This window comes from Streptomyces sp. F63 (genome assembly GCF_018070345.1).
Classification (GTDB): Bacteria; Actinomycetota; Actinomycetes; order Streptomycetales; family Streptomycetaceae; genus Streptomyces.
Genome location: NZ_JAGPXX010000003.1, coordinates 117,114 through 143,176 on the forward strand (window position 1 = coordinate 117,114; position 26,063 = coordinate 143,176).

Below are 26,063 nucleotides of genomic sequence, written 5' to 3' on the forward strand. Positions count from 1 at the left end.
GGTCCCGGGTGACCGATAGTGGGGTCCATCGAGCTCGGGTCAATGGGTCACGCGCTGTGGGGAGCGCGCCGACTCACGAGCACAGGTGCCGGCTGCGGCTGTCAGGGGTGTCAGCCCGCGACCGGCCCCTTCCATGTACTGACGATGGACTCTTGAGGAGGCACACCCATGCGCGGTGCCAGAAGTGCCAAATGGGTCGCGGGCGCCATTATCGTGGCGCTGTCCGCGACGGCTTGCGGCAGCGGTGACAGCGGTGACGACGACAAGAACAGCGCCGGCGGTTCCTTCAGCATGGACATCGCGGAGCCGAAGCGGCTGATCCCGCAGGCCGCGACGGAGTCGGCGGGCTCCCAGGTCCTCTCGGCGCTGTTCACGCCGCTCGTGGAGTTCGACGCCGAGAACCAGCCGGTCCTCGCGGCGGCCGAGAGCATCGAGTCCGAGGACAACAAGGTCTGGACGATCAAGCTCAAGGACGCGACCTGGCACGACGGCAAGCCCGTCACCGCCCAGAACTACGTGGACGCCTGGAACTGGGGCGCCTACGGGCCGAACGCCGCCGACGGCAACTACTTCTTCGGGACCATCGCGGGTTACGAGGACATGAACCCGACGGACCCGGACGGCGAGGAGGGCCCGAAGGAGGCTCCCAAGCCGAAGACCGACAAGCTGTCCGGCCTCAAGGCCGTTGACGACAAGACCATCGAGGTCACCCTCAACGCGCCGTTCTCCGGCTTCAAGTCGGTCGTCGGCTACACGGTCTTCTACCCGATGCCCGAGTCGGCGTTCGAGGACATCAAGGCCTACGAGCAGGCCCCCATCGGCCAGGGCCCGTTCCAGATGGACGGCGAGTGGGAGCACGACAAGCTCGTCAAGGTCAAGGCGTTCGAGGACTACAAGCTGGGTGACAAGCCCAAGGTCGAGGGCGTCGACTTCCGCGTCTACCAGAAGCAGGAGACCGCGTACAACGACCTCCTGGCGGGCAACCTCGACGTCATCAACCAGATCCCGACCGAGGTCATGGGGTCCGCGCCCAAGGAGCTGGGGGACCGCTTCCTGACCTCGGAGGCCTCCACCTTCCAGTTCGTCGCCTTCCCGACGTACGACAAGAAGTACGACGACCCGAAGATCCGCAAGGCCATCTCGATGGCCATCGACCGCGACGAGATCATCGACGTCGTCTTCCAGGGCTCGCAGTCCTCGGCCGACGCCTTCGTCTCCCCCGTCGTGGCCGGTTACCGCGAGGACGCCTGCGGCGAGGCCTGCAAGTTCGACCCGGCCGCCGCCAAGAAGCTCCTCAAGGAGGCCGGCGGCATCAAGGGCAACAAGATCAACATCGGGCACAACGCCGATGGCGGCCACGAGCAGTGGATCAACGCCACCTGCGACCAGCTCAAGAAGAACCTCGACCTGGACTGTGTCAGCCAGGCCGTGCCGAAGTTCGCCGAACTGCTGACCCAGGTCGAGAAGAAGCAGTTCTCCGGCATGTTCCGGCTCGGCTGGATCATGGACTACCCGTCCATGGAGAACTACCTCGGCCCGCTGTACACCACCGACGGTTCCTCGAACTACTACGGGTACAGCAACAAGGAGTTCGACAAGCTGGTCCAGGAGGGCCGCGAGGCGAAGACCGAGGAAGAGGCCATCAAGAAGTGGCAGGCCGCTGAGGACATCCTCGTCGAAGACATGCCGGTGATCCCGCTGCGCTTCGGCAAGAACGTCTTCGGTCACTCGGAGAAGGTCAAGAACGTCGAGATGAACCTGTTCAACCAGGTTGATCTCGTCAAGGTCGAGAAGTCCTGACCCCGGCCTTACACGGGTCATAGAAAAGTCAGGGGCCTGACGGCGGGGGCAGCTTCGACTGCCCCCGCCGTTCCCACGAGGAGGAACAATGGGCCGGTACGTCGTGAGACGGCTGCTCCAGATGATCCCAGTGATCATAGGAACCACCTTTCTGGTATTTGCTCTGGTCACTGCCATGGGCGGCGATCCCGTACAGAACCTGTACGGTGAGCGTCCCGTTCCGGAGAGCATCAGAACGGCACTGGTGGCGCAATACCACCTGAACGACCCGCTCCCGGTGCGGTACGGGTATTACGCCATGGATCTGCTGAAGGGCGATTTCGGCGTCAGCCTCAGCGGCAGGTCCATCAACGCCCTGATCGCCGAAGCCTGGCCGGAGACGCTCAAGGTCGCCTCCATCGCCTTCATCTTCGAGATCATCGTCGGCATCACCGCCGGTGTGCTCGCGGGTATGCGCCGGGGCAAGTTCCTGGACAACCTCGTGCTGCTCTCGACCCTGACCGTGATCGCCATTCCGATCTTCGTTCTCGGCAACGCGGCCCAGGTGTTCCTCGGCGTCAACCTCGGAATCTTCCCGGTGGCCGGCGTCAGTGAAGGGTTCCGGAGCTATCTCCTGCCCGGTCTGGTGCTCGGCTCGGTATCGCTGGCGTACATCGCCCGGCTGGCCCGGGCCTCGGTGGCGGAGAACCTGCGGATGGACTATGTCCGCACGGCCAAGGCGAAGGGGCTCCCTCCGTCGCGCATCACCGGAATTCACGTGCTGCGCAATTCGCTGATTCCGGTGATCACCTTCCTCGGCGCGGACCTCGGTACCCTGATGGGCGGCGCCATTGTCACCGAGGGAATCTTCAATATTCCCGGAGTCGGCCTGCAGATCGTGAAGGCGATTCAGATCGAGGACGGGCCGGTGCTGGTGGGCTTCGTCACGCTGCTCGTCATCATCTACGTGATGATGAGCCTCATCGTGGACTTGCTGTACGCCGTGCTCGACCCGAGGATTCGTTATGAGTGACACGATCAAGACCGCACCCGCCAAGGAAGTGGCGGCAACTCCTCCCAGCGACGGCGGGAACGGTGCGGCCAAGCCGCGAAGCCTCATGCAGGACGCGATACGCGACCTGATACGCCGGCCGCTGTTCCTGATCCCGTCCGCCATCATCCTGGTGCTCGTCACCATGGCGATGTTCCCCGGGCTGTTCGCCTCGGCGAACCCGCATCTCTGCGATCTGTCCAGGTCGCTGGACCGTCCCAGCGCCGACGCCTGGTTCGGCTACGACGCCCGCGGCTGCGACCTGTACGCACGGACGATCCACGGCACCCGGACCTCGATCACGGTCGGCGTGCTCGCCACCGCCGGCGCGGCGCTCATCGCGGCCGTCCTCGGCACCATCGCGGGCTACTACGGCAAGTGGACCGACGCGCTCATCTCCCGTGGCATCGACATCGTCCTGGGTGTGCCGTTCCTCGTGGGCGCCATCGTCATCCTCAACAGCTTCCGTGACGACCAGGGCTTCCGCATCGGCGGCATCTGGGGCGTGCTGACGGCGCTGACCGCGCTCGGCTGGATGAGCATGGCGCGTGTGATGCGTTCCGCGGCCATCCAGGCCAAGCAGCAGGACTATGTGGCGGCGGCCCGCTCCCTGGGCGCTTCGGCCCCGCGCATCATCTTCCGGCATGTGCTGCCCAACTCGCTGACGCCGCTCATCGTCATCGCCACGATCGCGCTCGGTGTGACGGTCTCCGCGGAGGCCACCCTGAGCTACCTCGGCGTCGGTATCCAGGAGCCCACCATCTCCTGGGGCGTGATGATCAATCAGTCGCTTCCGCGGCTGCGTGACGCGCTGCATCCGCTGCTGTTCCCGGCGGCCTTCGTCAGCATCACCGTGTTGGCGTTCATCGCACTGGGCGACGCCGTGCGTGACGCCCTCGACCCCAAGCTGCGCTGAGGGAGGCCCATATGACCACCATCGACAAGACGACCAGTGTTCCCGAGCCGCGGTCCGGGGAGTCCTCGGGCGCTCCGCTCCTCGAAGTGCGTGATCTGCACGTGGAGTTCCACACCGCGGAGGGCGTGGCCAAGGCCGTCAACGGCGTCAACTACAGCGTCGACGCCGGCGAGACGCTCGCCGTGCTCGGCGAGTCCGGCTCGGGCAAGTCCGTCACGGCCCAGGCCATCATGGGCATTCTCGACATGCCGCCCGGGCGGATTCCGCAGGGCGAGATCCTCTTCCACGGCCAGGACATGCTGGCCATGACGGAGGCCGAGCGCCGGAAGATCCGGGGCCGCCGCATCGCGATGATCTTCCAGGACGCGCTGTCCTCGCTCAACCCGGTGCTGACGGTGGGCTACCAGCTCGGCGAGATGTTCCGCGTCCACCTGGGCATGTCCAAGAAGGACGCCACGGCCAAGGCCGTGGAGCTGATGGACCGGGTCCGCATCCCGGCGGCCAAGGCGCGGGTGAACGATTATCCGCACCAGTTCTCGGGCGGTATGCGGCAGCGCATCATGATCGCGATGGCGCTGGCCCTGGAGCCGGACCTGATCATCGCGGACGAGCCGACGACGGCGCTGGACGTCACCGTCCAGGCCCAGGTGATGGATCTGCTCGCCGAGCTCCAGCGGGAGTACCGGATGGGCCTGATCCTGATCACCCACGACCTGGGTGTGGTCGCGGACGTGGCCGACAAGATCGCCGTGATGTACGCGGGCCGGATCGTGGAGCACGCCCCGGTGCACGAGCTGTACAAGCGGCCCGCCCACCCGTACACCCGCGGCCTGCTCGACTCCATCCCGCGCCTGGACCAGAAGGGCCACGAGCTGTACGCGATCAAGGGCCTGCCGCCCAACCTGACGCGGATCCCGCCGGGCTGTGCCTTCAACCCGCGGTGCGCCAGGGCGCGGGACCTGTGCCGCACGGACGTCCCGCCGCTGTTCCAGGTGACGGAGCGGGACGGCACCGAGCTCGACGGCCGCGTCACCGCGTGCCACTTCTGGGAGGAGACGATCCATGGCTGAGGTCGGCAAGCAGGAGTCCGGGCCCGTCTCCGAGCGGGCCGCGGCGACGGAGAAGCCCGCCGCGGGCGGGGAGGCGGCCGGACGCGAACCGATCCTCCAGGTGCGCGGCCTGACCAAGCACTTCCCGCTGACCCAGGGCATCGTCTTCAAGCGGCAGATCGGCGCGGTCCGGGCCGTCGACGGCATCTCCTTCGACCTGTACCGCGGTGAGACGCTGGGCATCGTGGGCGAGTCCGGCTGCGGCAAGTCCACGGTCGCCAAGCTCATCATGAACCTGGAGCGGCCCACCGCGGGGCAGATCTACTACAAGGGCGAGGACATCACCCGGCTCTCCGGGAACGCGCTGAAGGCGGTGCGGCGGAACATCCAGATGGTGTTCCAGGACCCGTACACCTCGCTCAACCCGCGGATGACGGTGGGCGACATCATCGGCGAGCCCTTCGAGATCCACCCCGAGGTGGCTCCCAAGGGGGACCGCCGGCGCAAGGTGCAGGACCTGCTGGACGTGGTCGGGCTCAACCCCGAGTACATCAACCGCTATCCGCACCAGTTCTCCGGCGGGCAGCGGCAGCGCATCGGCATCGCCCGCGGCCTCGCCCTCAACCCGGAGATCATCATCTGCGACGAGCCGGTCTCGGCCCTGGACGTCTCCGTCCAGGCGCAGGTGATCAACCTGATGGAGAAGCTGCAGGACGAGTTCGACCTCTCCTACGTCTTCATCGCGCACGACCTCTCCATCGTCCGCCACATCTCGGACCGGGTCGGGGTCATGTACCTCGGCAGGATGGCCGAGATCGGCACCGACGAGGAGATCTACGACCACCCGACGCACCCGTACACCCAGGCGCTGCTCTCCGCCGTCCCCCTGCCGGACCCGGAGCTGCGCGAGGGCCGCGAGCGGATCCTGCTCACCGGCGACGTGCCGTCCCCGGCGAACCCGCCGTCCGGCTGCCGCTTCCGCACCCGCTGCTGGAAGGCGCAGGACAAGTGCGCCGTGGAGGAGCCGCTGCTGGCGGTCCCGGAGCGCTTCCAGGACAGCGACACCCCGGCGAACCACGAGTCGGCGTGCCACTTCGCGGAGGAGAAGGACGTCGTCCACGCGTAACGCGCACCGCTCCCGGCCCGCGCCCGGCGCGAGGCGGGACGGACCCGGCCCCGGCCCCCGGTTCACGACCGGGGGCCGGGGCCGTTCGGGTTGTGGAGTCCGATCCCGAGCGCTGCCTTCACCCTTTCGGGTAGTTCGTCCAGGATCAGGGGAATACCGCCACCGCGGCGGTATGATGTCGAGTATGAGCCTCGAACGTGTCACCATCACCATCCCCAGCGAGACGCTCAGCGCTGTTAAGGGGGCCGCAGAGCGTGAGGGTCTGAGCCTGTCGGCCTGGCTCTCACGGGCGGCGGAGCATGCGGCAAAGATCGAGGCCGGTTTGGCGGCTGCCGAGGAAGTGCTCGCTGAAGTGGGTCCGCCGACACCCGAGGAGCAGCAATGGGTGGACGACTTCATGGAGAAGGTCACTGGGACTGTTCCCGGAACGGAAACCGAGCCCGCAGCCGATGCGGCCTGAGGGCGCGAGGGGGAGAACACGTGGGTACCTTGCGGTCAGTCGTGTACGACGCCGGCATGCTGATCGCTGCCGAGAGGTCGGACACCCGGGCATGGCGAGCGCATCGCTCCTATCTGACAGCGGGAGGCATCCCGCAGATTCCGGCGACGGTGGTCGCCCAGGTGTGGCGGGGCGGCGTTCGGCAGGCACGCCTGGCGCAGTTGCTGAGGGGATGTGACATAGCCGCCATGGACGAAGCCGCTGCCCGGGAGACTGGCGAACTGCTGGGTACCGCAGGCACGGCTGATCCGGTGGACGGTTCGGTCGCCGTGCTGGGCGTTCGGCTCGGCGCTGTGGTGGTGACCTCCGACCCCGACGACATCCAGCACCTTCTGGACCAGATGGGGAGTCGCGGAAAGCACGTGACGGTGCAGGTCACCTGACGGCTCGCAGCGGGACGCGCGCTGCCGCGGACGGGTGACTTCCCAGCCGCCGCCCGCGCGGATGGCGCAGGCCGGGATGCGGGGTCGGGCGGGCCGGGTTCGGATGGGACCGGGCGTCCGTTCCCGACCGAGGAGGCACCTCATGCGCCGATCCCCGCACGCCAGATGGGTCACCTGCGCCGCCTGCGCGATCGCCGTCGCCCTGGCCGCGACGGCCTGCGGCGGGGACGACGACGGCGGCAGCGGAGGAGGGGACGGGACCGGCGTCCTCAGCTCCTCCTGGGGCGACCCGCAGAACCCGCTGGAGCCGGCGAACACCAACGAGGTCCAGGGCGGCAAGGTCCTCGACATGATCTTCCGGGGGCTCAAGCGGTACGACCCGGAGACCGGCGAGGCCAAGGACATGCTCGCCGAGTCCATCACCACCGACGACTCGCAGACCTTCACCGTCAAGGTCAAGGACGGCTGGACGTTCAGCAACGGCGAGAAGGTCACGGCGAAGTCGTTCGTGGACGCCTGGAACTACGGCGCCAACGTCGACAACGCGCAGAAGAACGCCTACTTCTTCGAGTACATCGAGGGCTACGACGCGGTCCACCCGGAGGAGGGCGACCCGACGGCCGAGACCCTCTCCGGACTGAAGGTCGAGGACGACCGCACCTTCACCGTCAAGCTCAGCCAGAAGTTCTCCACCTGGCCGGACACCCTCGGCTACAACGCCTTCGCCCCGCTGCCGCGGGCCTTCTTCGACGACCACGACGCCTGGGTGAAGAAGCCGGTCGGCAACGGCCCCTACCAGGTCGAGTCCTACACCAAGGGCTCCGTGATGAAGCTGCGGAAGTGGGACGACTACCCCGGCGACGACAAGGCGCAGAACGGCGGCGTCGATCTCAAGGTCTACACCGACAACAACGCCGCCTACACCGACCTCCTCGCCGGCAACCTCGACCTCGCCGACGACATCCCCGCCGCCCAGCTCAAGAACGTCGAGGACGACCTCGGCGACCGCTACATCAACCAGCCGGCCGGCATCATCCAGACCCTCGCCTTCCCCTTCTACGACGACGCGTGGGGTGAGGGGAAGGCGCAGTTGCGCAAGGGCATCTCCCGGGCCATCAACCGCGAGCAGATCACCGAGCAGATCTTCAGCAACACCCGCACCCCCGCCAGCGACTGGACCTCGCCCGTCCTCGGTGAGGAGGGCGGCTACGAGAAGGGCCTGTGCGGCCAGGCCTGCGAGTACGACCCGGACGAGGCCAAGAAGATGATCGAGGACGCGGGCGGCCTCCCCGGCGGGAAGATCACCCTCACGTCCAATGTCGACACCGGCTCGCACCGCCAGTGGCTCGACGCCGTCTGCAACAGCATCAACAACGCCCTCGGCCGGGACCGCGCCTGCACCGTCAACCCGGTCGGCACCTTCGCGGACTACCGCAACCAGATCGGCGATCAGCGCATGAAGGGCCCCTTCCGGGCCGGCTGGCAGATGGACTACCCGCTGATCCAGAACTTCCTCCAGCCGCTCTACTACACCAACGCCTCGTCCAACGACGGCAAGTGGAGCAACGAGAAGTTCGACCGGCTCGTCGACGAGGCCAACGCCCAGAGCGACACCCAGAAGGCCATCAGGACCTTCCAGGACGCCGAGAGGGTGCTCGTCGAAGAGATGCCCGCCATCCCGCTCTGGTACCAGAACGGCAGCGCCGGCTACTCCGACCGGCTGTCGGACGTGAAGCTCAACCCCTTCAGCGTCCCCGTCTACGACCAGATCAAGGTCGCCTGACGAGCCCCACGAGCCCCACGAGCCCCACGAGCCCCACGAGCCCGAAGCGCCCGACGGCCCGTACCGCCAGGAACCGGAGCACCACGCGGTACGGGCGCGGGCGGCGGCGGACCACGACCCCCGGAGCACCCCCATGGGACGCTATGTGATCCGGCGGCTGCTCCAGATGATCCCCGTGTTCATCGGCAGCACCTTCCTGATCTTCGTCATGGTGTACGCGCTCGGCGACCCCGTCGCGGCGCTCTTCGGCGACCGGGCGCCCGACCCGGCCACCGCCGCCCGCATCCGCAAGGAGCTCTACCTCGACCAGCCGCTGTGGAAGCAGTACCTGCACTACATGGGCCAGATCTTCCGCGGCGACTTCGGGACGGCCTTCAACGGGCAGCCGGTGCTGGATCTGATGGCCACCGCCTTCCCGGTGACCCTGCGGCTGACCCTGGTCGCGGTGGTCATCGAGGTCATCATCGGCATCCTCCTCGGGGTCGTCAGCGGGCTGCGGCGCGGCCGGGCCGTGGACACCGGCCTGCTCTTCCTCACCCTGATCGTGATCTCCGTCCCCACCTTCGTCACCGGCTATCTGCTCCAGTTCCTCTTCGGGGTGAAGTGGGGGCTGGTCCGGCCGTCCGTCTCCACCGACGCGACCTTCGAGGAGCTGCTGCTGCCGGGCGTGGTGCTCGCCCTGGTCTCACTGGCCTACGTCACCCGGCTCACCCGCACCTCCATCGCGGAGAACGTCCGCGGCGACTACGTCCGCACCGCGATCGCCAAGGGCCTGCCGCGTCGCCGCGTCATCGTCCGGCATCTGCTGCGCAACTCGCTGATCCCGGTGGTCACCTTTATCGGCACCGACGTCGGCGCCCTCATGGGCGGGGCCATCGTCACCGAGCGGATCTTCAACATCCACGGCGTCGGCTTCCAGCTCTACCAGGGCATCCTGCGCAACAACTCGCCCACGGTCGTCGGCTTCGTGACGATCCTGGTCATCGTCTTCCTGCTGGCGAACCTCCTCGTCGACCTGCTGTACGCCGTACTCGACCCGAGGATCCGCTATGCCTGACGGCAACGACCCCGACCGGGCCATCGCCCCCACCGGAGCCGGGGGTTCCGCCGACCTGGCCATGGGCGAGGCCGAGTCGCTGGAGCGCCCGCCCCGGCGCGGGCCCGACGGCGGGGACACCGGCAAGCCGCGCAGCCTCTGGTCCGACGCCTGGCGGGAGCTGCGCCGCAACCCCGTGTTCATCATCTCCGCGCTGCTCATCCTCTTTCTCGTGGTGATCTCGATCTGGCCGCAGCTGATCGTCTCCACCAATCCGCTCTCCTGCGATCTGGGCAGGTCCCAGCAGGGCCGCGCGCCCGGCCACCCCTTCGGCTTCGACACCCAGGGCTGCGACGTCTACGCCCGCACCGTGCACGGGGCCCGCGCGTCCGTCACCGTCGGCGTCTGCGCCACCCTGGGCGTGGCGCTGCTCGGGGGGCTCATCGGCGGGCTGGCCGGCTTCTTCGGCGGCTGGGCGGACGCGCTGCTCTCCCGGGCCGCCGACATCTTCTTCGGCATCCCGGTGATCCTCGGCGGACTGGTCTTCCTCTCCGTGGTGACCAGTACCACGGTGTGGCCGGTGGTCGGCTTCATCGTGCTGCTGGGCTGGCCGCAGATCGCCCGTATTGCCCGCGGCGCGGTGATCACCGCCAAGGAGAACGACTACGTGCAGGCCGCCCGGGCGCTGGGCGCGAGCAACCGCCGGATGCTGCTGCGGCATGTGGCGCCCAACGCCGTGGCCCCGGTGATCGTGGTGGCCACCATCGCGCTGGGCACCTATATCGCGCTGGAGGCCACCCTGTCGTTCCTCGGGGTCGGACTGCGCCCGCCGACCGTCTCCTGGGGCATCGACATCTCCAACGCCGCCTCCCGGATCCGCAACGCCCCGCACATGCTGCTCTGGCCGGCCGGCGCCCTGAGCATCACGGTGCTGGCGTTCATCATGCTCGGCGACGCGGTGCGCGACGCCCTCGATCCCAAGCTGCGCTGAGGAGCCGCCACCATGCCCGCGACCGCGACGCCGACCGCAGACGGAGAGCAGCCCGCACGGGGACGCGGCGGCGCACCGGACGGCGCGGGCCCGCTGCTGGACGTCCGCGGGCTGCGGGTGGAGTTCCGCACCCGGGACGGCGTCGTCCAGGCCGTCAACGGCGTGACCTACGACGTGGACGCGGGGGAGACGCTGGCCGTGCTGGGCGAGTCCGGTTCCGGCAAGTCGGTGACCGCGCAGGCGGTCATGGGCATCCTGGACTCCCCGCCGGGGCGGATCACCGGCGGGGAGATCCTCTTCCGGGGCCGGGACCTGCTGCGGGCGGGCCGCGAGGAGCGCCGCGCGATCCGGGGCGCGCGGATGGCGATGATCTTCCAGGACGCGCTGTCCTCGCTCAACCCGGTGCTGACGGTGGGGTACCAGCTCGGCGAGATGTTCCAGGTGCACCGGGGCGACTCGCGGAAGGCGGCCCGGGCGAAGGCCGTGGAGCTGATGGACCGGGTCCGCATCCCGGCGGCGAAGCAGCGGGTGAACGACTATCCGCACCAGTTCTCGGGCGGTATGCGGCAGCGCATCATGATCGCGATGGCGCTGGCCCTGGAGCCGGACCTGATCATCGCGGACGAGCCGACGACGGCGCTGGACGTCACCGTCCAGGCCCAGGTGATGGATCTGCTCGCCGAGCTCCAGCGGGAGTACCGGATGGGCCTGATCCTGATCACCCACGACCTGGGTGTGGTCGCGGACGTGGCCGACAAGATCGCCGTGATGTACGCGGGCCGGATCGTGGAGACCGCCCCGGTGCACGAGCTGTACCAGCGGCCCGCCCACCCGTACACCCAGGGGCTGCTGGACTCCATCCCCCGGCTCGACCGCAAGGGGCAGCGGCTCTACGCCGTCAGGGGCCTGCCGCCCAACCTCACCCGGATTCCGCCGGGTTGCGAGTTCCATCCGCGCTGTCCCCGGGCACAGGCGGTCTGCGTCACCGACCGGCCGCCCCTCTACCCCGTCGCCGAGAACGACGGCACTCCGCTGCCCGGCCGTGCCAGCGCCTGCCACTTCTGGAAGGACGAACTCAACGATGCACCAGCACATTGAGGTGGAGCCGCCGCGCGAGCCGGAGCGGGAGCAGTCGCCCCGGGCCCCGCGGCCCGAGCCGATCCTCGAAGTGCGCGACCTGCAGAAGCTGTACCCGCTGACCCGCGGCATCGTGTTCCGCCGGCAGATCGGTGCGGTCCGGGCCGTGGACACCGTCTCCTTCGACCTCGCGCGCGGCGAGACCCTGGGCATCGTCGGCGAGTCCGGCTGCGGCAAGTCGACGGTGGCCAAGCTGCTGGTCCATCTGGAGCGGCCGACGTCCGGCACGATCCGGTACAAGGGCGAGGACGTCACCAAGCTGTCGGGGCGGGCGCTGAAGGCCGTGCGCCGCAACATCCAGATGGTGTTCCAGGACCCGTACACCTCGCTCAACCCGCGGATGACGGTGGGCGACATCATCGGCGAGCCCTTCGAGATCCACCCCGAGGCGGCCCCGAAGCGGGACCGGCGGCGCCGGGTGCAGGACCTGCTGGACGTGGTCGGGCTCAACCCCGAGTACATCAACCGCTATCCGCACCAGTTCTCCGGCGGGCAGCGGCAGCGCATCGGCATCGCCCGCGGCCTCGCCCTCAACCCGGAGATCATCGTCGCCGACGAGCCGGTCTCGGCCCTGGACGTCTCCGTCCAGGCGCAGGTGATCAACCTGATGGAGAAGCTGCAGGACGAGTTCGACCTCTCCTACATCTTCATCGCGCACGACCTGTCCGTGGTGCGGCACATCTCCGACCGGGTCGGGGTGATGTACCTCGGCCGGTTCGCCGAGACCGGCACCGACGAGGAGATCTACGAGCACCCCACCCACCCGTACACCCAGGCGCTGCTCTCCGCCGTCCCCGTCCCGGACCCGGCGGCCCGCGAGCGCCGCGAACGCATCCTGCTCTACGGGGACGTGCCCTCCCCGGCCGACCCGCCGTCCGGCTGCCGCTTCCGCACCCGCTGCTGGAAGGCGCGGGAGAAATGCGCCCGGGAGGTGCCGGCGCTGGCCGTGCCGGAGGAGTTCCGCGGCGGGGCCGGGCCGGCCGCCCACCCCTCGGCCTGCCACTTCGCGGAGACCCTGCCGCTGGCCCGGCCGGCACCGCAGCACGTGCGGCAGGGCGGGCCCAGCGGCCCGTACGGCTCGGGGGAGACCCCGGAACCGGGCGGCCGGCGCGACGGGTGACGCGGCGGGGCCGCTGCGGTGGGCCCCGGCCGGCCCGGCTGCCCCGGACCGGCGCGGCCCCCGCCCGCCGCTGTGGTCCGTCAGCCCGGGTTCCCGGCGCCGGTGCCCCGTTCCTCGATCGCCGCCAGCGCCGGGTCCAGGACGACATCCTCGGCACGGGCCGAGGTGGACGGCTCCTCCGGGAAGTGGCAGGCCGTCAGATGGCCCGCGCGGTTGCCGTCGATCCGGACCAGCGGGGGCACCTCCGCCGCGCACTTCTCCCGCGCCTTCCAGCAGCGGGTGCGGAACCGGCACCCCGACGGCGGATCGACGGGGGAGGGCACGTCACCCGCCAGCCGGATCCGCTCCCGGCGCTCCGCCCCGCCGCTCCCGAGCCCGTCCCTCTCCTCCCCGGTGCCGTACGTCCCGATCTCCGGCACCGCCGACAGCAGCGCGTGCGTATACGGATGCCGGGGCGCGCGGTAGATCGCGTCGCGGTCGCCGGTCTCCACGATCCTCCCCAGGTACATCACGGCCACCCGCTGCGAGAAGTGCCGCACCACGGCCAGGTCGTGGGCGATGAAGAGGAAGGCGATGCCCAGCTCCCGCCGGAGGTCCTGGAGCAGATTGACGACCTGCGCCTGGATGGAGACGTCCAGGGCCGAGACCGGCTCGTCGGCGACGATCAGCTTCGGCTCCAGGCCGAGGGCGCGGGCCACCCCGATGCGCTGCCGCTGCCCGCCGGAGAACTCGTGCGGGAACCGGTTGTAGTGCTCGGGGTTGAGTCCGACGGTCTCCAGCAGCTCGCGCACCCTCCGCTCGCGGCCGCCGGGCGGATCGATGCCGTTGATCTCCATCGGGCCGCCGATGATGGTGCCGACCGTCTGCCGGGGGTTGAGCGAGGAGTACGGGTCCTGGAAGATCATCTGGATCTCGGAGCGGACCGGGGCCAGCTCCCTGCGATGCGCGTGGGTGATGTCCCGGCCCCGGTAGCGGATCCGGCCGGCCGTCGGCTTCAGCAGCCGGGTGAGCAGCCGCCCGGTGGTGGACTTGCCGCAGCCGGACTCCCCGACGAGGCCGAAGCTCTCGCCGGCCCGGACGGTCAGGTCGATCCCGTCGACCGCCCGCACGGCGCCGACCTGCCGCCGGAACGGGAAGCCGCCCAGCACGGGGAAGTGCTTGACCAGGCCCTCGGCGGTGAGCAGCGGCTCACCGGCCGCCGGTTCGCCCGCGGCGGACGCGGAGCCGGCGCCGGAGGGCGCGGGCGGTGTGCGGTCGTCCTTCACCGGCCGGCCTCCCCCCGGTCCTGCCGGAGCACCCCGGGCCTCCCGGCCGCCGGGTCCGGGCCCGGCGGTGCGTCCTGCGCGCCCCGCGCGGCGTCCGCCTCCCGCGTACCGCCCCGCGCGGCGTCCGCCTCCCGCGGCGGCCGGTCCCCGCCGGCCCAGAGGTCCCGCCGCTGCTCCGGGGGCAAGTGGCAGGCGGCGCCCCGCCCTTCGGGCAGCTCCGGCCGCTCGCGGACACAGCGCTCCGGCCCGCCCCGCACCGCCGGCGGGAAGGCGCAGCGCGGATGGAACGGGCAGCCGGAGGGCGGCGCCAGCAGGCTCGGCGGGGTGCCCGGGATCGGGTGGAGCGCCGCGTCCGGGTCGGAGCCGAGCGTGGGCATCGAGCGGAGCAGGCCCCAGGTGTACGGGTGCTGCGGCGCGCCCAGCACCTCCGGGACCGAACCCCGCTCCACGGCGCGCCCCGCGTACATCACCAGGATGTCGTCGGCGGTGTTGGCGACGACGCCCAGGTCGTGGGTGATGAGGATGATCGCCGAGCCGAACTCCTGCTGGAGGTCCCCGAGGAGGTCCAGGATCTGGGCCTGCACGGTGACGTCCAGGGCGGTGGTCGGTTCGTCCGCGATCAGCAGGTCCGGGTCGCAGACCAGCGCCATGGCGATCATGGCGCGCTGCCGCATCCCCCCGGAGAACTGGTGCGGGTAGTCGTCGGCCCGCAGCCGGGGCCGCGGAATGCCGACCTTCTCCAGCATCTCCACCGCCCGCTCCCGGGCCTCCCGTTGGGAGGCGCCGGTGTGCTTGCGGTACGGCTCGGCGATCTGCCGGCCGATGGTGTAGTACGGCGAGAGCGCGGTGAGCGGATCCTGGAAGATCATCGCCATCTTGTTGCCGCGGAGCCTCTCCAGCGTCCGCTCGGGCGCCCCGGTCAGCTCCCGCCCGTCGAGCAGGATCTCCCCGGCGATGGTGGTGGTGCGGGGATCGTGCAGCCCCAGGACGGCCAGATTGGTGACGGACTTCCCGGAGCCGGACTCGCCGACGATGCCGAGGGTCCTGCCCCGTTCCAGGGTGAAGGAGAGCCCGTCCACGGCACGGACGGTGCCGTCCTCGGTGGCGAAGCGCACATGGAGGTCGGTCACGGAGAGGAAGGGGCCGGAGCCGGTGCCCGGACCGGCGGGCGCGGGCCCGGCCGCTTCCTTGCTGACGGTGGTCACAGGGGTCTCCTAGGACAGGCGCACGCGCGGGTCGACGAGCGCGTAGGCGGCGTCCACGACGATGTTGAACAGGATGATCGCCGTCGCGGCGAACAGCATCACGCCCATGAGCATGGGGAGATTGGTGTTGACGACGGACTCCACGGCGAGCCGGCCGAGGCCGGGCAGGGTGAAGGTGAACTCGGTGATCATCGCGCCGCCGAAGAGGGAGCCCATGTCGACGCCGAGGATGGTGATGATCGGGATCAGCGAGCCGCGCCAGGCGTAGCGGAAGAACACCGTGCGCCGGGCCATGCCCTTGGCGCGGGCGGTTCTGACGTGGTCCTCCTGCAACTGCTCGATCATCGTGGAGCGGGCCATGCGGGTGTAGTTGGCGGTGAAGATGATCGCCAGCACGCACCAGGGGAGGATCAGCCCGGCGAACCAGCCGGCCGGGTCGTCGGTGAGGTTCACGTACTCGGGCTGGGAGAGCCAGCCGAGCTGGTAGACGAAGAGCGCGATCGCCAGCGGGCCGACGAAGTAGATCTGCAGCGAACTCAGCACCAGCGAACCGGAGCTGACGACCTTGTCGACGAGGGTGCCGCGCCGGGCGGCGGCCAGCATCCCGGTGCCCAGGCCGACGGTGAGGAATACCGCGGCGGCGCCGAGGGCCAGCGAGACGGTGGTCGGGAAGCGGTCGAGGATGGTCTCCCAGACGGGCGTGTTGTCGACGAAGGAGTAGCCGAGGCACGGCGCGGGGCAGGGGCCCACCGCGTAGTCGCGGCCGGCGAAGATCCCCGCCATGTACTCCCAGTACTGCACGGGCACCGGCTTGTCGATGCCCATGTTGCGGCGGATGACCTCCAGCGCCTCCGGGGTGCAGTTCTTGCCGCAGGCGAGCAGGGCCGGGTCGCGCGGGATGCTGTAGAAGAGGAAGAAGGTCAGGGCGCTGATGATCAGCAGGATGACGGCGGCGCCGAGCGACCGGCGGACCAGGAATCTCAGCATGCGTGGACAGCTTTCGCGGATGGCCGGGAGAGACGGGGACGCGCGGGAGGGCGCGGGGCGCGGACGGCCGGGACGGGGACGGCGCTCCGGGAGCGCGGGGGCGCGGCCCGGCCGCCGGCCGGTGGTCTCCGCGCCTCCTGCGCCCCGGGTGCCGTCACTGCTTCGTCACTGCTTCAGATAGAGCTTGTTCGGGTCGAGGCCGCTGAGGTCGTTGTTGTAGACCGCGCCGCCGATCTTCGAACCGCTGATCTGCATCTGCTTGTAGTAGTACGCCGGGACCACCGGAGTGACCTCCTCGACGATGTACGTGCCGAGTTCGAACCACTCCTCGGCGGCCTTCTCCGGGTCGGCGATGGCCGAGATGCGGTCGATCTCGGAGTTGATCTTCTCGTCGTTGACGTGCGAGTAGTTGTTCGCGCCGTCGGCGATCTTCCGGCCGTCGAACAGCGGCGGGATCACCGTCGACGAACTGACCCAGTCGTGGCCCCAGTTGCTGCGGTAGAGGTCGTAGCCGTTGTCGACCTTGCCGATCCGGTCGTAGTACGTGTCGGTCGGCAGTTCCTTGCGCTGCACGTCGAAGCCGGCCTTGCGCAGGGCGTCCGCGACGGCGACGGCCTCCTGCTGGCTCTCGTTGTCGTTGCGGAAGGCGAAGACCAGCTTCCTGTTCTCCTGGCCGGCCTCCTTCAGCAGTTCCCGCGCCTTCGCCGGGTCGCCGTTCGGCTTCGCCAGCTTGCCGAAGGGGTCGTAGCCCTTCTGGTAGCCGGGCAGCAGGGGGCTGATGACACCGCCCGCGAGCTCACCGCCCGCCGAGCCGCCGTACGGGGCCAGGATCGCCCGGAGCGGCAGGGCGTGGGCGATGGCCTGCCGGACCCGGTGGTCCTTGACCCGGTCCATGTTGATGGCGTAGGTGGCGACATAGCTCTGGTAGCCGGAGATGGTGCGCTTCTTGGCCTCCTCGTCGCGCAGCACCTGCGGGATGGTGCTCGCGTCCACCGAGTTGCTGAAGCTGGTGGCCCGCTGGTTCTCCCCGGTGTCGGAGAGGATGCGCTTGCTGGAGTCCTCGTACTGGTGGTTGAAGGTGATCTCGAACTTCTCCGGGTACTGGTGGCGCGCGGCGTCCGTGTCCGGGTCCCACTCGGCGTTGCGCACCAGCGTCATGGACTTGCCGGGCTTGAACGACTGGATCCGGTACGGGCCGGAGGCCAGCGGGTCCTTGTCGTACTTCTCCCTGGTGTCCTCCTTCGCGGACACCACCCCGTAGCCCGCCATGCCCAGCGCGTAGGGCAGGTCGTTCTGCGGCTTCGCGAAGTGGAAGACCACCGTCTTGTCGTCCGGGGTCTCCAGGACCGAGTCCGGCAGGTGCTTCCCGCCGTACGGGCCGCCCGGCAGCAGGTCGCGGTACTGCGGGTCGTCCGCCATCCAGGACTGCACGAAGGCCGGGCCCTCCGTGATGAAGTCGGCGAACAGCCGCTCGAAGGTGTGGCGGACGTCCCGGGAGGTGATCGGCGAGCCGTCCTCGAAGCGGATGCCGTCCTTGAGGGTGTACGTCCAGGTCCTCCCGTCGTCCGAGCGGGTGCCGCTGTCGGTCGCGAGATCACCGACGACCGCGTACTCGCCCTTGTTGTCCATCTTGACGGTGGTCAGCCGGCGGTGGATGAGCGCCGCGAGCTTCCCCTCGTCCGAGACGTAGATCTGCGCCGGGTCCAGATGCGCGAAGCTGTCCCGCGCCAGTACCCGTATCGTGCCGCCCGGCTCGGCGCCCGCGATCGGTTCGGCCGGACCGGTCGACGCCTTGGCGTCGGCGAACGGCACGGGCGCCTGCGCCGTGGCGCCCTTGTCCTTGCCGCCTCCCTTGTCCCCGCCGCCTCCGCCGCCCTCGCTGCAGCCGGAGAGCAGCAGCGCCCCCGCCGCCAGCGCCACCACGGCGGCGCGCCCTCCGCGTGCCCGAATCCTGCTCATGGCCTGTCGCACCTGCCCGTCCTTGAGTGGTGGCCTGTGGTTCGCCGCCCGGTGTACGCAGCCGGGCCCGCTTCGTCAGTGCCGGGTCTTGGGGTCGAACGCGTCCCGGACCGAATCCCCGAGCAGGTTGAAGGCGACGATGAAGAGCACCATCGCGCCGCCCGGGAAGAACATGTAGGTGAAGTCGTTCTCGAAGACCTGGGCGCCGGTGGCGAACATCCGGCCCCAGTCCGGGGTGGGTTCGATGAATCCGACCCCGAGAAAGGAGAGCCCGGCGGCCGCGGTCACGAAATTCGGCAGCATCAGCGTGCTCTGCACCAGAATCGGGGTGACCACATTGGGGAGCAGTTCCCGGCGGATGATCCGCCACGGGGAGGCGCCGCTCACCCGGGCCGCCTCCACGAACTCCCGCTCCCGCAGCGACAGCACCGTGCCGCGCAGGATGCGCGCCAGGCTCATCCAGCCCAGGAACCAGAGCACCAGCACCATCGCCACCGCCCGGACCCAGGTCGGTGTCTCATCGGTGTCGGCCACGAACAGCGCGACCACGATGGGCATGAAGGCCACGAAGAACAACTGGTTGGGAAAGGCCATCAGCAGATCGATGGTGCGGCCGATGAGGAAGTCCGTGCGGCCGCCCAGATAACCCGCCGCCACGCCCAGTACGATCGCGGTCAGCGTGGCCAGCACCGTCACCGCGACCGCGACCAGCAGCGAGGTGCGGATGCCGTAGAGCAGCTGGGTGAAGACGTCCCGGCCCAGGATCGGTTCGATACCGAACCAGAATTCCCCGGAGATGCCGCCGTTCGGCGCGATCGGATAGCCGAACTCGTTGAGCAGCCCGTCCCGCAGCTGCCCGTAGCGGGTGTACGGGTCCTTGCCGTAGAAGTGGGAGATCACCGGCGCGAGCAGGCCCGCGGCGAAGAAGAACAGCACCACACCGGCGGACGCCATCCCGGCGCGGTCGCGGCGGAAGCGCCGCCACATCAACTGGCCGGGGGAGCGCCCGGCCGGCACCCCCCGGGCCGGGGCACCGTACTCCGGCGGCCCGTCCCCGGCCGCCGCGCCCGGGCCGCCGGCGGATCCGGAGGGTAAGGGATCACCCGTACCGGCCGCCGCGGCCTTCGATAAGCTCGTCATCGCCTGGGCCCCCGCTGGTCACGTCTGCCGTCGAACTGGTCTGTACCGATTCCCTGACGTGATCGCGACTTTGCAGCGCAGCCCCCGCCCAGTCAAGAGGGCGCCCGGCCTCAAAAGGCGCCGCCCCCGCATCGTGGGAAAAGGTTTTACATACTGAGGTCGGCGTGTGCTTGACGGGGCCCCGCACCGCCGGACATTCCCGCCGGAAACGCCGTCAAGCGCGTTAACACCGGGGCAACTTGCCGGAAGCAGCCCCGATATGCACGGGCGGCAGGCTGAACGGTGTACGGCCGTGCGGGTGCCGTAGAACCGGCCGGGGCGGTCCGCGGACCGCCCCGGCTGGCGGCGGTCAGACCAGGCCCAGCGAGCGGCGGAGGAAGTCCGCCTGGAGCAGCAGCAGATTCTCCGCGACCTGCTCCTGCGGGGTCATGTGCGTCACCCCGGAGAGCGGCAGCACCTCGTGCCGGCGGCCGGCCGCCAGCAGCGCCGAGGACAGCCGCAGACTGTGCGCGGCCACCACGTTGTCGTCCGCGAGCCCGTGGATCACCATCAGCGGCCGGTGCTGCCCGGCCGCCCCGGACAGCTCCCCGTCCCCGGTGATCAGCGAGTTGGCGTCGTACACCTCCGGCCGCTCGCCGGGGTGGCCGAGATAGCGCTCGGTGTAGTGGGTGTCGTAGAGCCGCCAGTCGGTGACGGGCGCCCCGGCGACGCCCGCGTGGAAGACGTCCGGGCGGCGCAGCACCGCGAGCGCCGCCAGATAGCCGCCGTACGACCAGCCGCGGACGGCCACCCGTCCCAGATCGAGCGGGAAGCTCCTGGCCAGCCCGTGCAGCGCCGCCACCTGGTCGTCGAGGGTGACCCCGGCGACGTCGTGCGCGATCGCCTTCTCCCAGGCCGGTGAGCGGCCCGGCGTCCCGCGGCCGTCGGCGACGACCACCGCGAAGCCCTGGTCGGCGAACCACTGCGAGGTCAGATGGGCGTTGTGGGCGGCGACGACGCGCTGGCCGTGCGGACCGCCGTACGGGTCCATCAGCACCGGCAGCGGGCCGTCCCCGTCCCGGTAGCCGGTGGGCAGCAGCACGGCGCACGGGATCCGGCGGTCCCCGGATTCGGTGAGCCGCACATGCGCCGTCAGCACCGGCTGCTCCGCCAGCGACATGACCGTCCCGGCCGGCGCGCCGTCCCGGTACAGCCGCACCGCCGCACCGCTGTGGTCGAGGCCCGCCGACGCCAGCACGGTCACCGCTCCCGAGCGGACGGCCGAGTGCACCCCGGGGCCCTCCGAGATCCGCTCCACGCCGAGCTCGCTGACCCGGTGCACATGGATCTCGCCGGTCTCCGGCGCGGCCGCCTCCGGCCCCGCGGAGGCCGTCACCAGCACATCGTCCGCGGAGACGTCGAGCACCGCCCGGATGTGCAGCTGCGGCCCGGTCAGCGGGCGGTCGCCCACCATCAGCACCCGCGCGCCGCCCTCGTCGGCGATCCGCACCAGCCGGCCGTCCGGCGTCCACGCCGGCACCCCCCGGAAGAGGTCGAGCCAGACCGGGTCCTCGTCGGCGTGCAGCAGCCGGGTGGCGCCCGTCTCCGGGTCGGCCGCGAGATACAGCTGGGAGCGCTGGTCGCGGGCCTGCACCAGCAGCAGCGGCGGCCCGGCCGCCGACCAGTGCACCCGCGCCAGGTACGGATAGCGCTCCCGGTCCCACTCCACCGGCACGCGCGAGCCGTCGAGACCGGTGAAGGCGAGCGTCACCTCCGCGTTCTCCGTCCCCGCGGCGGGATACGCCACCTCGGCCGGCTCCCGGCCGGGATGCGCCGGATCGGCGATCCACCAGCGGCGCACCGGCGTCCCGTCCACCCGCGCCACCAGCAGCCGGTCGCTCTCCGGCGACCACCAGAAGCCCCGGGAGCGGTCCATCTCCTCCGCGGCGGCGAACTCCGCCAGACCGTAGGTGATCCGGTCGTGCTCCGGCCCGGCCAGCACCCGGGCGCCGGAGCCGTCGGCGGCGACGACGCGCAGGGCGCCGTTCGCGACCCACGCGATGTGCCGTCCGTCCGGCGACGGGCGGGGATCGACCACCGGGCCCGCCACCGGGAGCTCGCGCGCGGTCCCGGCCCGCAGCTCGGCCGCGAACAGCCGCCCGGAGAGCGCGAAGGCGGCCAGCTCGACGGCACCGTCGACCGCGTAGCCGACGACCCCGGCCGAACCCTCCCGGCTCCGCTCCCGGCGTGCCCGCTCCTCCGGGGGCAGCCGCTCCTCGCCGCCGCCGAGCAGCGCCGCCGGATCGGCCGCGATCCGTTCCGTTCCCTCGCCGAGATCGTGCACCCACAGCAGATGGGTCCGGTCGGTGCCGGAGCGGGACCGCAGGAAGACGAGGCGGGTGCCGTCGGGCGACACGGTGAAGGAGCGCGGCGCGCCCAGGCTGAAGCGCTGGGTTCTGGCATGCTGCCGCGGAAACGAGAGCTGTCCGTCCATGCGGAGACCCTACGTGCCGGGCCCCGCCCGGCCGAGTCCCCGCACCGCTCCCGCGCCGCCCTCGCGGCTGCTCCCGTGCCGCCTCCCGCACGGCCCCGACCGGCGGCCGCCGCGCTCCGGGCGTACGCCCGGTGGACCCGAAGGGCGCCTGGTCCGTGCGCCCCTTCTCTGCTGCGATGCACCCGCTCGTGCGCAGGAACGGATCGTTATGATCTGTTGCGCATCATGGGTAACCACACTGTGGCGCCCGTGCGTTACCCCTCGTCGCCCCGACCGCACATACCTTGGAGGTGAACCGCCGTGGCACTCTCGATTTCGGTGGTGGTGCTGCTGGCGATCATCGTCTTCCTGCTGGTCCGGAAATCCGGACTGAAGGCCGGACACGCGGTGGTCTGCATGCTGTTGGGCTTCTACCTGGCCAGTTCCTCGGTGGCCCCGACCATCAGTGAGCTGACCAACAACGTCGCCGGGATGATCGGGGGGCTGAAGTTCTGACGGCCCGGCGTCGTTTTCGCTCGTACGCTGTAGCGCATGACTGACCTGCCCTCTCCAGGCCGTGGGCGGGCGCTGCCCGCCCGCCGTCTGCTGCTGGTGCACGCGCACCCGGACGACGAGACCATCAACAACGGCGCCACCATGGCCAAGTACGCCTCCGAAGGGGTGCATGTCACCCTCGTGACCTGCACCCTGGGCGAGGAGGGCGAAGTCATCCCCCCGGGGCTCGCGGATCTGACGGCCGAGCGCGACGACGCCCTCGGTCCGCACCGGGCGGGGGAACTCGCGGCCGCGATGGCCGAACTGGGCGTCACCGACCACCGGTTCCTCGGCGGGCGCGGCCGCTACCGCGACTCCGGCATGATGGGCCTGGAGCAGAACCGCCGCCCACGGGCCTTCTGGCGGGCCGACACCGATGAGGCGGCCGCGCACCTCGTCGAGGTGGTGCGGGAGATCCGGCCGCAGGTCCTGGTCACCTACGATCCCGGCGGCGGCTACGGCCACCCCGACCACATCCAGGCGCACCGCGTCGCCATGCGGGCCGCCGCTCTCGCCTCCGAGCGGGCCTACCGCCGCGACCTCGGCGAGCCGCACACCATCCGGAAGGTCTACTGGAACTGCCTGCCGCGGCCGGTGGTGGAGGAGCGGCTGGCGGAGCTGCGGACGGCCCCCACCCGGCCGTTCCCCGGCGTCGCGGAAGTGCGGGACCTGCCCGGGGTCGTGGAGGAGGAGCAGGTCACGACGGTCGTCGACGGCGGCAAGTGGGCCGGGCGGAAGGCGGCGGCCCTGCGGGCGCACGCCACCCAGATCGCCGTCCCGGACGGCGAGGACTGCTTCGCCCTCTCGAACGGCCTCGCGCAGCCGCTGCTGGCCACCGAGTACTACCGCCTGGTCCAGGGGCCGGCGGAGAACGGGCTGCCGGCGGGCGACCGACCGGAAACCGACCTCTTCTCGGGCCTTCGGGATGCCGGGGAGGGCCGGTGAGCGCCGGGCGTCTCGCCGCGTACGGCGTTCTCGCGCTGCTCGGCGGCCTGACCGGCGCGGCGGGCGCGGTCGTCCAGGGCGCCTGGTTCCCGGCCGGATTGCTGCTGGCCCTGCTGGCCGTCGGCGCCCTCTGCTACGGCGGTTTGCTGGCCACCGGGACCCGCATCGGCCCGGGCGCGGCGGCCGCCGGCTGGCTGCTCGCCGTGATGGCGCTGACCACGTCCCGTCCGGAGGGCGACTTCCTGTTCGGATCGGGGGTGGGCTCGTATCTCTTCCTGCTGGGCGGGATGTTGACCGCTGTGATCTGCACCACTCTGCCCGTGCTTCCCCCACCGGCCCCGCCGGCCAAGCCACTTGGCGGCTGACGCGCCGGCGGGCGGAGCGCGCGGGATCCCCTGCCGGGGCGCCGATACGACGGTCGCGGTATGAGCGCGGGCATCGGCCAGTATGGTGGTAGCGCCGCCGAGCTCCCCTGCCCTACGGCAGGGAGAACCCCCGCCCGCGGCCTCCGGCACGGGGGGAGCCCAGTGCGAGTGCTACGGGCGGCGGAGCCAACCGGGAGAACCAGCTTTGAGCCGTGAATCTGACACCACGTCCTCCGGGCCCCAGGGTCACGGCGGGGCCGCGTCGTACCCCTCGGGCACCCCGCCCTACGGGACGCGCCGGTACCCGTCGCTCCACCCCCCGCAGGACACGCCGGACGCGCCCGAGGCGGCCGACGCGGGAAAGCCCTCCGAGCCGGACGAGCAGCCGAGGACCGAGACCACGCTGACCACCCGGATCAGAATCAACATCCCCGGGTCCCGGCCGATCCCCCCGGTCGTCATGCGCAAGCCCGTCGAGGACCGGTCGTCCGCGATCAAGCCCGGTGTGCCCGGCCAGGCGAAGCCCGCCGGTGAGCGGCAGCCCTCCGCCTCCGCGGCGGACGCCGGCCGGGAAGAGCCGAAGAGGAATCCGCCGGCGTCCGGCGGACCGGGCGGCGGGGAACGGGCGAGTGACTGGTTCGCGCCCCGCAAGACCCCGACCCCCACCTCGGGCACCCCGATTCCGGGCGGTCCGGCCGCGGGCGGTCCCCCGGCTGCGGGCGGTCCGGCTCCGGGCGGTCCCGGTCCGGGCGGTGCGCGGCCCGGGGGCGGTGCCGCGGCTCCCACCGGCCGGCCCCCCGCCGGAGGACCGCCCCCCGGCCCGGAGGCCGACCCCACCGCCACCCCGGCGTACGGCACCCGTGTCGGCCCCGTTCCCGGCCCCAGCGGGCCGACCGGCGGCCCGGCGGAGGGCGACATGCCCCTGCTCCCTCCGGCCTTCCAGCAGCAGCCGGGCGGTCCGGGAGCTCCGGGCGCTCCGGGCGGCCGGAGCGGCCCGGGAGCACCGGCGGGCGGGGACGGAGCCCGGCCTTCCGGCCCGCCGTCCCCGGCGTACGGCGGTGGCTTCCCGCCCCCCGCGGCCCCCGGACCGATGCAGGACCCGGCCGCCCCGACGCCGTTCGGCGGGGACCACGGCTTCGGAGCGGACCCCGCCTTCGGCGGACCCGGGGAGAGGGCTTCCAGCGACACCCTGGTCAGCGGCATCCAGGCGGTTCCGCCGACCGACGAATCCCCCTTCCCGACCCTGCCCGCCGACACCGCCGGGGCCCCCCGCCCGCCGGCGCCGCCCGGCGCGGCCTCCCCGGAGCCGGCCGCGCGCAGGAAGGGCCGGTCCAAGCTGGTCCTGGCCGCTGCCGGACTCGTCGCCGCGCTCGGCGTCGCCTACGCGGCCGGGCTGCTGCTCGACCACGCCGAGGTGCCGAAGGGCACCACCGTCGCCGGGGTCGAGATCGGCGGTCTCTCCCGCCAGGAGGCCGTCAACCGGCTCGACCAGGGCCTCGGCCGGCGCGTCGACGCCCCGCTGACCGTCCGGGTGGCGGGGGAGCAGCATGAGCTCAAGCCCTCCGTGGTGGGCCTGGACGTCGATGTCGAGGCCAGCGTCCGGCAGGCCGCCGGGCGGGACTACAACCCGCTTTCCGTGATCGGTTCGCTGTTCGGCGGCTCCCGCGAGGCCGAGCCGGAAATCGTCACGGACCGGGAGAAACTGCGCGCCGCGCTGGAGTCGCTGGCCGGTGAGCGCGGCGCGGAGCAGGACGGCATGATCCGTTTCGAGGCCGGCAAGGCCGTGCCCGTCCCGGGCAAGCCGCACCGTGCCGTCGACGTCAACAAGTCCGTCACCGCGCTCGCCGAGGCCTACCGGGCCCGCACCGAGACCGGCGCGACCGCGCCCGTCGCGCTGCCCAGCGCGGTACGGCAGCCGGCGGTGAGCCAGGCGGAGATCGACAAGGCGATGAAGGAGTTCGCCGAGCCCGCGATGTCCGGGCTGGTCACCGTGCGGACGGACGCGGTGCGCACCATCTCCTTCAGCCCGGAGAACTCGCTGCCGAAGTTCCTCTCCATGAAGGCCGTCAACGGCAAGCTGGTGGACACCTACGACCTGAAGGTGCTCAAGTCGCTGTACGGCGGGGTCTTCGAGGGTGTCCTCATCGAGCGCGGCAACGGCTCCAAGACCCCGGTCGGCCCGCAGGACGTGGCCGGGGCGCTCCGTCAGGCGCTCCGCTCCACCGATCCGGCCGGGCGCACGGTCACCATCGACACCACCCCCGAGTAAGGGGGACGGCGTTTCCCCCTCCGGCCCGGTGCGCGGCGTACGCACCGGGCC

At 71.0% G+C, this 26,063-nt stretch carries 22 protein-coding genes; 16 read left to right on the top strand and 6 right to left on the bottom strand.

Annotated elements, in window-relative coordinates; all coding sequences use genetic code 11:
* Positions 1–168: 168 nt before the first annotated feature.
* The 12 genes from KBZ10_RS04565 (at position 169) to KBZ10_RS04620 (ending at position 12,870) form a co-directional block, all read left to right on the top strand.
* Positions 169–1,800 (top strand): ABC transporter substrate-binding protein, encoded by a 1,632-nt coding sequence (locus KBZ10_RS04565; RefSeq protein WP_210986185.1) that lies wholly within the window; start codon positions 169–171, stop codon positions 1,798–1,800.
* 88 nt (positions 1,801–1,888) lie between these two features.
* On the top strand, positions 1,889–2,812 hold the full coding sequence (locus tag KBZ10_RS04570; RefSeq protein WP_210986186.1) for an ABC transporter permease: 924 nt from the start codon (positions 1,889–1,891) through the stop codon (positions 2,810–2,812).
* Complete coding sequence (locus KBZ10_RS04575; RefSeq protein WP_210986187.1) at positions 2,805–3,746, top strand: ABC transporter permease; 942 nt, start codon at positions 2,805–2,807, stop codon at positions 3,744–3,746. The genes KBZ10_RS04570 and KBZ10_RS04575 overlap by 8 nt, the downstream gene beginning before the upstream one ends.
* Before the next feature lie 11 nt (positions 3,747–3,757).
* Positions 3,758–4,816: an ABC transporter ATP-binding protein gene (locus KBZ10_RS04580; protein ID WP_210986188.1), complete on the top strand. Its 1,059-nt coding sequence runs from the start codon at positions 3,758–3,760 to the stop codon at positions 4,814–4,816.
* Positions 4,809–5,921, top strand: coding sequence for an ABC transporter ATP-binding protein (locus tag KBZ10_RS04585; protein WP_210986189.1), 1,113 nt, complete (start codon positions 4,809–4,811; stop codon positions 5,919–5,921). Before KBZ10_RS04580 ends, KBZ10_RS04585 begins: the two co-directional genes overlap by 8 nt.
* 184 nt (positions 5,922–6,105) lie before the next feature.
* Positions 6,106–6,381 (top strand): hypothetical protein, encoded by a 276-nt coding sequence (locus KBZ10_RS04590; RefSeq protein WP_210986190.1) that lies wholly within the window; start codon positions 6,106–6,108, stop codon positions 6,379–6,381.
* A 56-nt stretch (positions 6,382–6,437) separates the two neighbouring features.
* Positions 6,438–6,803 carry a type II toxin-antitoxin system VapC family toxin gene (locus KBZ10_RS04595; protein WP_210986191.1) on the top strand — a complete coding sequence of 122 codons (366 nt, stop codon included), beginning with the start codon at positions 6,438–6,440 and terminating at the stop codon, positions 6,801–6,803.
* A gap of 142 nt (positions 6,804–6,945) precedes the next feature.
* The gene (locus KBZ10_RS04600; RefSeq protein WP_210986192.1) at positions 6,946–8,586 is read left to right on the top strand and encodes an ABC transporter substrate-binding protein; all 1,641 of its coding nucleotides are present in this window, start codon (positions 6,946–6,948) and stop codon (positions 8,584–8,586) included.
* Positions 8,587–8,719: 133 nt separating this feature from the next.
* Positions 8,720–9,643, top strand: a complete 924-nt coding sequence (locus KBZ10_RS04605; RefSeq protein WP_210986193.1) for an ABC transporter permease — start codon at positions 8,720–8,722, stop codon at positions 9,641–9,643.
* Positions 9,636–10,613, top strand: a complete 978-nt coding sequence (locus KBZ10_RS04610; protein WP_210986194.1) for an ABC transporter permease — start codon at positions 9,636–9,638, stop codon at positions 10,611–10,613. Before KBZ10_RS04605 ends, KBZ10_RS04610 begins: the two co-directional genes overlap by 8 nt.
* Before the next feature lie 12 nt (positions 10,614–10,625).
* Positions 10,626–11,711, top strand: coding sequence for an ABC transporter ATP-binding protein (locus KBZ10_RS04615; protein WP_210986195.1), 1,086 nt, complete (start codon positions 10,626–10,628; stop codon positions 11,709–11,711).
* Positions 11,695–12,870, top strand: a complete 1,176-nt coding sequence (locus KBZ10_RS04620) for an ABC transporter ATP-binding protein (protein WP_210986196.1) — start codon at positions 11,695–11,697, stop codon at positions 12,868–12,870. Before KBZ10_RS04615 ends, KBZ10_RS04620 begins: the two co-directional genes overlap by 17 nt.
* 80 nt (positions 12,871–12,950) lie before the next feature.
* On the opposite strand, the gene KBZ10_RS04625 is transcribed toward KBZ10_RS04620, so the two are convergent.
* The 6 genes from KBZ10_RS04625 to KBZ10_RS04650 form a co-directional block, all read right to left on the bottom strand.
* Positions 12,951–14,135 (bottom strand): ABC transporter ATP-binding protein, encoded by a 1,185-nt coding sequence (locus tag KBZ10_RS04625; protein ID WP_210986197.1) that lies wholly within the window; start codon positions 14,133–14,135, stop codon positions 12,951–12,953.
* The gene (locus KBZ10_RS04630) at positions 14,132–15,340 is read right to left on the bottom strand and encodes an ABC transporter ATP-binding protein (protein ID WP_210986198.1); all 1,209 of its coding nucleotides are present in this window, start codon (positions 15,338–15,340) and stop codon (positions 14,132–14,134) included. Before KBZ10_RS04630 ends, KBZ10_RS04625 begins: the two co-directional genes overlap by 4 nt.
* A 9-nt stretch (positions 15,341–15,349) precedes the next feature.
* Positions 15,350–16,327 (bottom strand): ABC transporter permease, encoded by a 978-nt coding sequence (locus KBZ10_RS04635; RefSeq protein ID WP_210986199.1) that lies wholly within the window; start codon positions 16,325–16,327, stop codon positions 15,350–15,352.
* A 165-nt stretch (positions 16,328–16,492) separates the two neighbouring features.
* Positions 16,493–18,286, bottom strand: a complete 1,794-nt coding sequence (locus KBZ10_RS04640) for an ABC transporter substrate-binding protein (RefSeq protein WP_210986200.1) — start codon at positions 18,284–18,286, stop codon at positions 16,493–16,495.
* 75 nt (positions 18,287–18,361) lie between these two features.
* Positions 18,362–19,426: an ABC transporter permease gene (locus tag KBZ10_RS04645; protein WP_210986201.1), complete on the bottom strand. Its 1,065-nt coding sequence runs from the start codon at positions 19,424–19,426 to the stop codon at positions 18,362–18,364.
* A 349-nt stretch (positions 19,427–19,775) separates the two neighbouring features.
* Positions 19,776–21,899 (bottom strand): prolyl oligopeptidase family serine peptidase, encoded by a 2,124-nt coding sequence (locus KBZ10_RS04650; RefSeq protein WP_210986202.1) that lies wholly within the window; start codon positions 21,897–21,899, stop codon positions 19,776–19,778.
* A 300-nt stretch (positions 21,900–22,199) separates the two neighbouring features.
* On the opposite strand from KBZ10_RS04650, the gene KBZ10_RS04655 reads away from it, so the two are divergent.
* From KBZ10_RS04655 to KBZ10_RS04670, 4 genes are all read left to right on the top strand, one after another.
* Positions 22,200–22,394: a hypothetical protein gene (locus tag KBZ10_RS04655; protein ID WP_019710204.1), complete on the top strand. Its 195-nt coding sequence runs from the start codon at positions 22,200–22,202 to the stop codon at positions 22,392–22,394.
* Positions 22,395–22,430: 36 nt separating this feature from the next.
* A complete protein-coding gene (mshB, locus tag KBZ10_RS04660; RefSeq protein ID WP_210986203.1) occupies positions 22,431–23,378 on the top strand; it encodes an N-acetyl-1-D-myo-inositol-2-amino-2-deoxy-alpha-D-glucopyranoside deacetylase in 948 nt (315 codons plus the stop codon).
* A complete protein-coding gene (locus KBZ10_RS04665) occupies positions 23,375–23,743 on the top strand; it encodes a DUF6113 family protein (protein ID WP_210986204.1) in 369 nt (122 codons plus the stop codon). The genes mshB and KBZ10_RS04665 overlap by 4 nt, the downstream gene beginning before the upstream one ends.
* Before the next feature lie 205 nt (positions 23,744–23,948).
* Complete coding sequence (locus KBZ10_RS04670; protein WP_210986205.1) at positions 23,949–26,012, top strand: hypothetical protein; 2,064 nt, start codon at positions 23,949–23,951, stop codon at positions 26,010–26,012.
* Positions 26,013–26,063: the final 51 nt, after the last annotated feature.